Source organism: Photobacterium sanguinicancri (assembly GCF_002265265.1).
GTDB classification, from domain to species: domain Bacteria; phylum Pseudomonadota; class Gammaproteobacteria; order Enterobacterales; family Vibrionaceae; genus Photobacterium; species Photobacterium sanguinicancri.
This window is the reverse complement of sequence record NZ_NOIF01000160.1, coordinates 1-11,954: the sequence shown is the minus strand read 5'-3', so window position 1 is coordinate 11,954 and position 11,954 is coordinate 1. Positions and strand designations below refer to the sequence as shown.

Here is an 11,954-nt window from a genome sequence, read left to right as displayed (position 1 = left end):
TACTAATAAAATTGTGATGTTCAACTGATGCATCATATTAAATATTATTTATTATGGAAACCAAAATGAAAACTGTAATGGCGTTAGGCTCTTTTAGCTTGCTGTTTGCTTCGAACTCATTTGCACTAAATATGAGTAATGAAGAAATTCAGTCAATTCTCACTGGTGCAATCTCATACGATGAAAGGTGCTTTGTTGATCTTTCAAACCAAGATGAGAAACCTATTCCGATCGGTTGTGACCAATATATTTTTATCAACTCTTCCACTGTGGATGTACAAAAAAGAAAAGAGAAAACTGCTCACTTGATTGGTGTTGGCTTTGAACATCCTTATGTACTTATCAAAAACCCTTATAGTCAAACTGAAAGTGTAATTAGCTTATTTGATGAGATAAAACCGGATAAGCTTCTCTCTGAAATCGATAAACCGCTACAAAGCCATACTTCTTCCAACACAGCTTCGCATCGCAGGTACGCGCGCTCTGTAAATATGAGCGGTAATAGCTCACAACAAAACATGGTAACAACGAAATATGTGAGAGAAGAAATCCCTTTTTCAAATACAGAGCGTTTCAATGGTAGTCAGAAAGCAGTATTTGAATATAAGCTGGATTTTTTTTCACGTTATCCATTCTTTCACCAATTTGGCCAAATTTCCCCTGACAATAAGAAGTTCGTGAGGGTGAGCTTAGTGAAGAGTCCAGGTGTTAACTTTCATGCGACAGGTGAGTGGCCTCGGAGTTGGACTCAGGATGGTTACGCCGCGCATCAGTCGCGTTATTACTCTTACCCTGATTATCTCGACCAAGTTTCAATCAGTACCTCTTTACAAGATAGTGATATTGAGCTCTATGACTTTGTGCCGAAAAATACCGATAAGAACCTTTCTAAGTTCAGTAAAACCTCAACTGTCGATATTAATATAGGCATTAGTATCCCTAAGGTACCTATTAAGTCTGTAGGTGTGAAAACATCAGAGACGGTGACTTACGAAAATGGTGACTACATGGGGTTTGATGTAAGTAATGGAACTCAGTCATTTAATATCACTTATCGTAATAAACGTTACGGTTCTCATATTACTGATTACAAGGGGTATTGTAACCTGTTGAAGAATACAGAAAACTGGTGCTGGAATTACGCGAGTAGCTCATACGATGATCCTCTTGATTTAAGTAAATTGGAAGGAACACCATATTCAAATGGTTTTGTGCCCGTTTTCTCTTCAACATATGCCAGCCCATATTATAAAACTGGGCTATCAACGCTGAACATAAAGGCCACTGTGACAGGGATGAATGTCCTCGGGTATAGCTATTGGGCTGCTGGACGGCTTTATTACCATGGTTCACAAGCTGGTTACAATCCATATGATAAAAAGTTCAGATTACATCAATATAGTAAATCTACTCAATTTACTGTTGATTGGAATAGTTCAATATTCTCTGGTGCTCAACCTGTAACATTATCGTCCTTAAAAGGATCAGACCGTCAATCACAATGCTTGACGGTAAAACCGGATAATTTCGCTTCGCTTTCCGATTGTAAAAAAGAAGATACACGCCAGCTTTTCTATTATACACCGAATAATAAAAAGTATGTGTATGCTAAAGACATTAATAAGTGTTTATCAACTCAGCAGGAGCAATTGTCGATTGCAGATTGTTCACGCACGACGAATAACAATAACCTTATTTGGCAGTGGTACGATGAAACTCGTAACTTCTCCCTCTTGTATACTCAAGGTATTAATGGCTTGAAAGTACTTCAACCTACGGAAGATGGTAGTCAGATTAATGTTTCACAAATAGAGTCAGCGGAGGCAGCATCAAATGATAATTTATTTGACTCTCGCCTTGGTGATTTTAATGTAGGCGGTTAACTGAATTAACTGTTGGTTTGGAACAATTTGGGTCAGGTGTGTGTTGCTTCGGTAGAGTTATTCTTTACTAAATAACATAGCCTGACCCATGTTAGTTTAGTGCTAAAGTTATGGTTGTTAATATACTGACTCAGTGCTTATTACTTATCTTTAGATTACTAACCCTTGCAATTTGTAATGCTATATAGCCCTGTTTTTGGTTGGTTTTTGTCCTCGCTATGCTTCGTTATACTTCGTGTGATTTTAATAAGTCTGTAAAAGACCCGCACTGGATTTACGTTCCAGCTCGCAGAAGGAAAAACTATGTCTCAATATGTTGTATGTGCGCTTTATAAATTTGTCACGCTTAATGACTACGAAGCCATTCGCCAGCCACTCACTGATCTTCTTAAAGCTAATAACATTCGCGGAACTTTGCTACTGGCGAGCGAAGGCATCAATGGTACGGTTGCAGGCAAGCGAGCATCAATCGATGCCTTGTTGCAATGGTTCAAGCAAGATACTCGTCTTGCCGATGTTGTTTACAAAGAGTCGTTCAGTAAAGAACAGCCCTTTAATCGCACTAAAGTAAAACTGAAAAAAGAAATTGTGACCATGGGCATAGAGGGGATTGATCCTCTTAACGTTGTGGGTACATACGTTAAGCCAAGCGATTGGAACGATCTGATTTCTGATCCTGAAGTGCTACTGGTTGATACGCGTAATGATTACGAAGTAAATATTGGCACATTCAAAAATGCGGTGAACCCAAATACTGAAACATTCCGCGAATTTCCACAATATGTCGCAGAGAACTTAGACCCAGCCAAGCATAAGAAAGTCGCTATGTTTTGTACTGGCGGTATTCGTTGTGAAAAATCAACTGCCTATATGAAAGAGCAAGGCTTCGAGGAAGTCTATCATCTTGAAGGCGGCATTCTTAAATATCTTGAAGAAGTGCCACAAGATGAAAGTATGTGGGAAGGTGATTGTTACGTCTTTGATGGGCGCGTGGCTGTTAATCATCAGCTAGAAAGAAGTGATTATGATGTATGCAATGCTTGTCGTTTACCGATCACCAGTGATGAACAAGCGTCAGAACATTTTGAAAAAGGGGTGAGTTGTCCTAAGTGTGTTGATAAACACAGCAACGAACAAAAAGCGCGCTTTCGTGAGCGAGAAAAACAAGTGCAGCTGTCTATCGCACGTGGCGAAACGCACGTTGGCGGTGACACTGTGCAATTAATCGAGCAGCGGAAGAAGGAAAAGCGAGCGATGAAAGAACAGCAGCGATCAGGCCAAAAAGTGAAATAGTAGGATTTTAGCTCTTATTCGTCTCGGGGTAAGAGCTTATTCTTTTAGTATTAAGGGGGGAATAAAGTTACTTGCTTGAATCGGTGCTTGAATCGGTGCTTGAATCGGTGCTTGTTTGGTTAGGTATTTGGTTGTAAAGCGCAATTTTGTACAAAAATATCTGTGAGGTGTACGCTAGACTGAAAGTGAAACATTGCGTTGAACTTAGAAAAATAATCGAGACTGAATGGCTAGCAAGAAAACCAGTAAAGAAAGAGCTGACTATAAGATTACCGATGATCTTGGTGGTCTTGAAATTCTTGATGCCGAATACGAAAAGCAGAACTTCTCTCGTCATAGCCATGAGGGCTATACCATAGGAGTGATTGAAACAGGCGCTCAGCGGTTTTATCGCACTGGCGGCCATCATGTAGCCCCGCAAGACACCATCATTCTAGTCAATGCCGATGAAGTACATAGTGGCCATTCTGCGACAGAAGGTGGCTGGGCTTACCGTGCTATGTATCCGCTACCTAAGCAACTCGAGCAGTTAACGAAAGACCTTTATTTACCTAGCTATGGCGCACCATATTTCCCTAATGCCGTTATTTCCGATCCTGAATTAGCGAATCAACTTCGCCTTGTTTTCAATACGTTAGAAAATTCAGATAATCGGTTATTAAGAGAGACCTTGATTTACGGCACCTTAGTAAAGCTAATGGGCAGGCATGCGAAATCAAGACTCAATCCAAATTTAGAGACCAAGGCGCAGAAGCAGTTGTTACTGGTAAAAGAGTTTTTGGATGATTATCCGCAAGCGGATGTTTCATTAGATGAACTCGCTAAACTGGCTGCGATTAGCCCTTACCATTTAGTGCGATCTTTTCAAAAAGAGTTTGGCCTCCCTCCACATGCATATCAAATCCAGTCGCGGCTGCGATTAGCCAGAAAACTATTAAAACTGGGTCATAGTATTTCAGATACAGCGCAGGAATGCGGCTTTCACGATCAAAGTCATTTCCATCGTCACTTCAAAAAAGCCAACGGGTATACTCCGGGTCAATACATAAAAAAGCGGTGAGCAAGTTTGTACAATCGCTAATAACCCTAAAAAACTAAATTGAAGAAAGTAGTTACTTAGGTGAAACAATAAGGTGAGACCGTGGTTCAAAATAACAAACAATCTAGAGAGCGACAATCACCGTTCTGGCAAGGTGTAATAGCGGTACTTCCGTTGAGTATTGCGGTGATTCCTTGGGGTGTTTTAGCGGGTTCTTACGCTATCGATGCGGGATTATCTGGTTTAGAAGCGCAAGCAATGTCTGCGGTACTATTTGCAGGCTCAGCGCAGTTAGTGGCAGCAGGGATGTTTAAAGCCGGTGTCGGCATTGGCACTATGTTGGTCACGACTTTTTTTATTACTTCCCGCCACTTTTTATACAGCGTGTCTATGCGAGGGAAAATCAGTAACCTTCCAACGCGATGGCGCTTAATCCTGGGTTTTTGGCTTACCGATGAGCTATTTGCTGTGTGTGGTGGGCAATCTAATAAAGCGTTTAACCCTTGGTTCGCCGCTGGGGCTGGAGGTTCGTTTTATCTGATATGGAACCTAGCGAGTTTTGTTGGCATCGTTGCGGGTAGTCAGTTTCCTTCTTTGAATGAGGTGGGCTTGGAGTTTGCGGTTGCCGCGACTTTTATTGCTTTGGTTATTCCGCAAATAAAATCGATACCTCTTTTAGCTTCTGTCGGTGTTTCTTTAGTTGTATCTGTGCTTTTGACACTCATGCAGATTGATGCAGCTTTGATGATCGCATCGATATTCGGCATGGTGACAGGCTATATGTGCGAGACATTACTGGATAGAAATCAGCACCAAGCTCATTCGCCTAAGAAGCACCTTGATACGAAATCAGGAGGAGAGCAGGAATGATAATGCTATCGATACTGGCAATGACAGCCATCGTGTTTTTTAGCCGTTACGTTTTCCTTGAGCCGCGAGTACCATTAAAGCTAAATAACCATGCTTTACGGTTGCTGAGCTATTCCAGCCCTGCAATTTTAACCGCGATTTGGGCGCCTATTATTTTTCTTCCGGACGGTGAATTGTCTGTGAGTGTAACTAATCCTTACCTACTTGCTGCGATAATTACGGCGCTATTGGTGTGGAAAACAGGCAATGTCTTACTCTCTATTATTCTTAGTATGAGCGCTTTTTTGTTTTTTAATCTCTATCTCTTTAGTTAATGATAAAGAGCCATATGAATTTATGATTAGCGCCATTTAAAACGCTTACTATCTAGCGGCTAGAAATCTATAGTGGCTTTCTAGCTGCTCGGAACCCAAGTGCGTTGGTGAGTATTTTCACTCAACGAAATTCACTTGATGTGCGTGGCGATTGTTTAAATTTTTTGATTCACTTTGTTGAACAATACGTTAACGGTACAGGCATCATTGACCACATCTTGTTGGTAGTGCCAGCCTTGGTTAGTACAAATCTGTTTTACCAATTTAATCCCTAAACCAAAACCATCACTCTTTTCGCCTTTAAGTAGTTCACCCCAATTGACTATGGTTAGGCTTTCTTGCTCAAGTTTTATTAAAATATGGCCGCTGTCGGTATGTTGCATGGCGTTGCGGATCAAGTTAGCGATAATGATGCGTATCATCACTTTAGGAAGTGCTTGAATGACAGGCGATAGCGCTAATTCTACTGTCACATCTTTTCCCCCCAACAAGTATTGGTGCTCTTCTACTAACTCTTCTGTTAATTGGCTGACATTAAAGGTTTCAATTGTTGGTTGATAGTCTTTATTTCGTGTTAACCAGAGTAGGGTTTCAGTAAGGTGACTCATGGTTAGTCCTGCGCGGTTAATACGGTCTAGCGGTTTTTGGCAGGCTGGTGGTGCATCGTGCCACATATGATCCATTAAAGAAGCGTTACTTAAAATCACGGCAATTGGTGTTCTTAGTTCATGACTCGCATGTTGAAGAAACTGCGATTCTCGACTTAAGGTTTTTTCAATGTTTTGTAGGTTGGTATGAATCTTCTCGGCCAAATCATCGAGTTCGCGAAAACCAAAAGCAGGCACAGGATCCGCGAGTGTTTTTAATGTTAACTGCTGTGCCCATTGATGAAGCTTGCTGATAGGGCGAGCGATATAGCGAAGTAATAGTAACCCTACAAAGATGAATAGAATGATGATGACACCTGAAACCATGGTAATTGATGGTAACCCTTCTTCTATTTTTTCAACTTCTGGCTGTAAGAAGGTGTCATCGAATGTATTGACGATGTAATAGGTTAGCCCTGTTTGAGTTTGTGCAGGATGAATGAAATATATAACCCGAGGGAAGTCATACCAATTATCTTTCACTTTAAAGTTATAGTGTTCGTCCATTTTAAGTTGATCAACTGTGAACTTATTTTTGATATCTTCGGGTAGAGCGTCATAACCTCGAAAAATTTCCGCATCAATAACATCAATCTTGTTTTCTATAACCTCAATTCCTTGCTGATCCACTAAATTTGAAACATGAACAGAGTTAACGGCCAGTGAGTTATCAAGCCCCCAAAAATAGAAGCTCTGAGCTAGAAGCGAGTAACAAAGAATAACCAGCAGTAGTGCGCTACCAATGGATGCGAAAACTATGCGTAATAAGCTTTGGTTGATTTTCATACGGCCACTTGAGAAAAGTCCTAATAGGGATATACGCCACTGAGTCAATATGACCGAATGACTGCGCTAACTTGTTATATTTCAAATAAAAACCTTTAAAAGCAATGATGCAATCATTTTGACATGCTATTTTGGTATAAATAGCTAATAGGGGATGCTTTTTTGAGAAATAAAGGTTTCACGCTTATAGAGCTGGTTGTTGTGATTGTTATCCTTGGTATTTTAGCGGTTACCGCTGCTCCGCGTTTTTTAAACGTACAACGCGACGCGAGAATAGCTGCGTTAAATGGCTTTAAAGGCGCATTTTATGCGGCTGATGGTATCGTGATGTCAAAAGCAATGACAGCGGGTATCGAAAACTCTATGTATGATACCGAAATTCCCAATACGGGTATTTATGTGCGCCAAGGTGTGATGTCACTCAATGCGAAAAATATTGCCGCTGCAATGAATACCGATGGCTTTACCATTCTTGATAAAGGCAGTGCGGATATGCCATCTATCTATGTGTTACTTGATAATATGGTCGAAAATGGTCAGATGAAGCAAAAATGTCTCCTCATCTTTACCAGAGGGGTAACAACAGTTTCCGATCCTAAGCCTCTTTTACCATTAAAGGCATTTTTAGTTGATGACGAATGTTAACCCTTTAATTTAATTCGCTATTTGACAAGTTTAGCCTGCTTTAACCACCCAACCTTTGCCCGCAACAGTATGCAATAGCTTGATACCTGGCGCTTGTTCAAGTGATTTTCGTAAGTAGTAAATGTGTGCCTTTAACGTATTACTGTTGGGGGCATCGTCACCCCATAGTGCGCTTTCTAGATCTTCGCGACTCACAACGTTTGGGCTTGCACGCATTAATACTTCAAGAATAGTAAAGGACGCAGGCGTTAATTTGATAGTGTGATTGCCTCGAACCACTTGATGCGCATTATTATCCAGCTCCAAATCATCCACTTTAATGACAGGGCTTTGACTACTTCGACGGCCAGACAACACCATGATTCGCGCCAATAATTCGCGGTTATCGAAGGGTTTGGGTAAATAGTCATCGCCACCCGAAGCAAAGCCTTCTAGCTTGTCGTCAATACTGCTGCGGGCCGTTAAAAATAAAATCGGCGTTTGGCATCCTTCTTGGCGAAGGTGTTTACACAAGGTTAGTCCATCCATTTTAGGTAAACCAATATCGATAATCAGCACATCATAGCGATTGGTCTGTGCAAGGTTTAACCCTGCGGCACCGTTACTCGCATAGTCTGGCACTATGTTTTCAAATTCCATAAGCTGAAGCAGTGTCTCAGCTAAATCACGGTCATCTTCGATTAATAGAACTCGAGTCATCGTTACCTTCATATCGTGTTGCGGATAAGTCGTAGTGATAAGCCATGTAGCGGTACTTGTCTTGGCTGCATTTATTATCTGAAATCAGAGCTTACGGTGAAAGTTACATTAGCGAGAGTAAAAGTCGAGTAAATGGTGCTTTACCGTCTGATCTGTTTTCTCTTTCTGATTGATAACACTTTCATTGTACGCCTGTTTTGCTGATCTTTTACCTTCTCTTTACTGCGTCGACGTTATGGTTCTTTTTTATTTGATGGGTTATCTCCAATGGGTGAGATAGCGCCTTATCGTGAGAAGAGCAGTAATGACTGTAGATAGACAAAAATCGCGCTTGCTGATTGCCACCATACTGATCAGTACTTTGCTGGTTGGGTGCAAGGGAAATATTTTCACAGCAAAGACAGAAGCCGCCGAAGGAGAGCCGCCTTTAATTGCCAATGTTGCTGTGATGAAAGCAGAGCGACAAGCCGTCACTTTATTTGATGAACTGCAAGGGCGTGTTGTGGCCTTTCGTACTGCGGAAATTCGGCCACAAGTGAGCGGTATTATTACCGAGCGTTTATTTAAACAAGGGGAAATGACAGCCAATAACAAAGCATTATTTCAAATTAATAAAGAACCTTTTGTTATTGATATCAATGAAAAAGAAGCCTCTCTGGCACAGGCTAAAGTAAACCTTGAGCAAACACAGCGAAAATACAGCCGTTTGCAAGCATTGGATAAAACGAGCTCAGTCAGTAAGCAAGCATTTGAAGAAGCGGAATTTAATTATAAAAAAGCGGCTGCCAATGTTATGCAAAATGCAGCGACGTTAGAGCAAAGCAAACTTAACTTTAAGTACGCGACGATTCGCGCACCTATCTCCGGCATTATTGAGCAAGCGCTTGTTACTGAAGGGACGTTAGTCAACAAAGGCGACGCTCAGGCGTTAGCGATCATCAAACAGATCGATAAGGTGTATATCGATGTGCGCCAACCCGCCTCTAAATTACCGACACTGCGTAAGTTGGTCGCGAAAGGTGATGCGACCAATCAAAAAGGTTTGGGGGTGAACATCATGCTGTCTAACGATGGTGCTGACGATATTATGGGGAAAATTGTTTTCTCTGGTATCAGTGTAGATGTGAATACTGGTGATTTAATCGTTCGTATTCTTGCAGACAACCAGCAGCAAACGCTTCTTCCTGGCATGTATGTACGTACTGAGGTTCCCCGTCGTTCATTAAACGCCTTCATGCTGCCACAACAAGCGATTCAACGAGCAAGTAATGGTGATGCGTATGTCGTTGTTATTACCTCAACAAATCAAGCAGAGAAACGCACTGTTACCTTAGCGGGTATCAGAGACCATCAGTATGTTGTGTCAGAAGGTATTAAAAGTGGTGATGCTGTGATCATTGAGGGACATGAGAATGTCATGCCGGGCGCACAGATCAATGCTTCTCAGTGGCAGTCAGATGCTCAAGCGGCGTAAAGACGCAAGATTGTAAGGAATTCCATTTTGTCTCAATTTTTTATTAATCGCCCCATTTTTGCTTGGGTGATAGCAATACTGATCATCCTGTCTGGTGTGATCGCCATTCCTAAGCTTGCCGTGGAGCGTTTTCCGAGTGTTGCTCCGCCAAGTGTTAGCTTGTACCTCTCGTATCCAGGCGCAAGCCCTCAAACCCTTAATGATACGGTAGTGTCTTTAATCGAACGTGAGATCTCTGGTGTTAAAGGCTTAATGTATTTTAAGTCGTCATCGGATTCGAACGGTAGTGCCGAAATTACAGCGACCTTTAATAACGGTACTAATCCCGAAATGGCACAAGTTGAAATTCAGAATAAGCTAAAAGCCATTGAACCGCGCTTACCGCTTTCTGTTCGTCAAACGGGTATTCAAGTCGAGTCGTCATCATCAAGCACTTTGATGTATGTTGGCTTGATTTCGCCGAATGGTGCGTTCACTGAAGCCGAACTTAGCGATTATATGATCCGAAATATCACCGAGGAGCTAAAACGTGTTCCTGGTGTTGGCCGTATTCAAATGTTTGGTGCCGAGTTTGCCATGCGTATTTGGATCGATCCGCTAAAACTCAATGCGTTCAACTTAACTGTTAGTGATGTAACCAAAGCGATTCAAGAACAGAACGTGCAAATATCACCGGGTAAGGTGGGTGATGCGCCAATCAGCCTTGGTCAAAAAACCGTTGTACCTTTAATGGCTCAAGGGCAATTAGAAACTCCTGAAGCCTTTCGCAACATTGTGCTGCGTTCAAAAAGTAATGGCGGCTCTGTTTTACTGGGGGATGTCGCAAGTGTTGAGCTAGGTTCTCAAAATTATCAATACTCAAACCGTGAGAATGGTAAGCCCTCAACGAGTGCATCAGTGAAGTTATCGCCGGGCGCCAATGCCATTGCTGCATCGAACGGTATCCGCGCGCGCTTAGATGAATTAAAGCAGTCTATGCCTGAAGGTATGGATTACAGTATTACGTCGGATGCAGCACCGTTTGCAAAAGTGTCGATTACAAAGGTTGTGATGACCTTGTTCGAGGCTATGGTGCTGGTGTTTTTTGTCATGTATCTCTTTTTACAGAATATCCGTTACACCATTATTCCTGCCATCGTTGCCCCCATTGCGCTATTAGGCACTTTTACGGTGATGCTGATGTTCGGCTTTTCCATCAATGTATTTTCGATGTTTGGTATGGTACTGGCCATTGGTATCATTGTAGATGATGCCATTGTGGTGGTCGAAAATGTTGAGCGTGTTATTACGGAAACGGGTGTATCGGCAAAGAAAGCCACACAAATGGCGATGAAAGATATATACGGTGCCTTGATTGGTATTACGGCCGTACTTTCTGCGGTCTTTATTCCAATGGCGTTTGCTGCGGGTACGGTGGGGCTTATTTTCCAGCAATTTTCATTGGCAATGTCGGTATCGATTCTTTTCTCGGCTTTCTTGGCATTAACGCTGACACCTGCATTATGCGCCACGATATTAAAACCCCATAACGAAGCCCATACGCATAAAGGCGGCTTCTTTGGCTGGTTTAATAAAGCTTTCGAGCGGCTCACTAATCGTTACCAAGGCTGGGTTGCAAAGCTGGTGGTTCGCACAGGGCGAATGATGGTGTTTTATTTAGTGTTCGTGGCTGTTGCTGTCTACGCGTTTGGTAAAATCCCAAGCACCTTTTTGCCCGAAGAAGATCAAGGCTACTTCTTAACGTCTATTCAGCTACCGTCAGATGCGACACAAGAACGCACGATGAAAGTGGTTGAGAAGGTTGAGAGTTTTGTTGAGTCTCGTGAAGGGGTTGATGCGAACATGTCGATCCTTGGGTTTAGCTTTAGTGGTTCAGGTGCAGGCTCTGCGTTTACGATCACGACCCTAAAAGATTGGAAAGAACGCAATGGAACAAGTACACAGCAAGAAGTGGAGGCGCTATCAACGCATCTACAAGATCTTAACGAAGGTTTAGTGTTTAGCTTGTTGCCAACGGCCATTGATGGTTTAGGTACATCTTCGAACATTTCGTTTCAGCTAATGGATCGTTCAAACTCAGGCTATGACAAGTTCCAACAAGTACAAAGTCAATTCTTACAAAAAGCTCGTGAGAATAGTGCTTTTGCAAGTGTGTTCTTTGAATCCTTACCTGAAACGAGTGGTATAAAACTCAAGATAGACCGTAAAAAAGCACAAGCACTTGGTGTAATGCCGTTCACTTAAGGTGAGCGGCTTTCTTATTTTTGGCATATCGTTGAGGTCTTGGTTTTACCGTTCTTGGGA

The 11,954-nt window shown here is 42.0% G+C and carries 10 protein-coding genes; 8 read left to right on the top strand and 2 right to left on the bottom strand.

Translation table 11 applies throughout. The features are described 5' to 3' along the window. Positions 1–65 precede the first annotated feature (65 nt). The 5 genes from ASV53_RS18860 (at position 66) to ASV53_RS18840 (ending at position 5,399) form a co-directional block, all read left to right on the top strand. Positions 66–1,883, top strand: coding sequence for a ricin-type beta-trefoil lectin domain protein (locus ASV53_RS18860; protein ID WP_094958233.1), 1,818 nt, complete (start codon positions 66–68; stop codon positions 1,881–1,883). Between the two features lie 303 nt (positions 1,884–2,186). Beyond that, positions 2,187–3,176 (top strand): oxygen-dependent tRNA uridine(34) hydroxylase TrhO, encoded by a 990-nt coding sequence (gene trhO, locus ASV53_RS18855; protein WP_094958232.1) that lies wholly within the window; start codon positions 2,187–2,189, stop codon positions 3,174–3,176. 226 nt (positions 3,177–3,402) lie between these two features. Continuing rightward, entirely contained in the window at positions 3,403–4,236 is an 834-nt protein-coding gene (locus ASV53_RS18850; protein ID WP_094958231.1) for an AraC family transcriptional regulator, read from the top strand. Between the two features lie 81 nt (positions 4,237–4,317). Next, positions 4,318–5,085 carry an AzlC family ABC transporter permease gene (locus ASV53_RS18845; RefSeq protein WP_094958230.1) on the top strand — a complete coding sequence of 256 codons (768 nt, stop codon included), beginning with the start codon at positions 4,318–4,320 and terminating at the stop codon, positions 5,083–5,085. After that, the gene (locus ASV53_RS18840; protein ID WP_094958229.1) at positions 5,082–5,399 is read left to right on the top strand and encodes an AzlD domain-containing protein; all 318 of its coding nucleotides are present in this window, start codon (positions 5,082–5,084) and stop codon (positions 5,397–5,399) included. Before ASV53_RS18845 ends, ASV53_RS18840 begins: the two co-directional genes overlap by 4 nt. Before the next feature lie 155 nt (positions 5,400–5,554). On the opposite strand, the gene ASV53_RS18835 is transcribed toward ASV53_RS18840, so the two are convergent. Then, positions 5,555–6,832: a sensor histidine kinase gene (locus tag ASV53_RS18835; RefSeq protein WP_094958228.1), complete on the bottom strand. Its 1,278-nt coding sequence runs from the start codon at positions 6,830–6,832 to the stop codon at positions 5,555–5,557. Between the two features lie 162 nt (positions 6,833–6,994). On the opposite strand from ASV53_RS18835, the gene ASV53_RS26150 reads away from it, so the two are divergent. Continuing rightward, the gene (locus ASV53_RS26150; RefSeq protein ID WP_094958227.1) at positions 6,995–7,477 is read left to right on the top strand and encodes a type II secretion system protein; all 483 of its coding nucleotides are present in this window, start codon (positions 6,995–6,997) and stop codon (positions 7,475–7,477) included. Between the two features lie 30 nt (positions 7,478–7,507). On the opposite strand, the gene ASV53_RS18825 is transcribed toward ASV53_RS26150, so the two are convergent. Then, entirely contained in the window at positions 7,508–8,176 is a 669-nt protein-coding gene (locus ASV53_RS18825) for a response regulator transcription factor (RefSeq protein WP_094958226.1), read from the bottom strand. Between the two features lie 304 nt (positions 8,177–8,480). Between ASV53_RS18825 and ASV53_RS18820 the strand changes: the two genes are divergently transcribed. Together ASV53_RS18820 and ASV53_RS18815 are read left to right on the top strand one after the other, a co-directional pair. Continuing rightward, positions 8,481–9,650 carry an efflux RND transporter periplasmic adaptor subunit gene (locus ASV53_RS18820; RefSeq protein WP_094958225.1) on the top strand — a complete coding sequence of 390 codons (1,170 nt, stop codon included), beginning with the start codon at positions 8,481–8,483 and terminating at the stop codon, positions 9,648–9,650. A gap of 27 nt (positions 9,651–9,677) precedes the next feature. Beyond that, entirely contained in the window at positions 9,678–11,894 is a 2,217-nt protein-coding gene (locus ASV53_RS18815; protein ID WP_239928853.1) for an efflux RND transporter permease subunit, read from the top strand. Positions 11,895–11,954 lie beyond the last annotated feature (60 nt).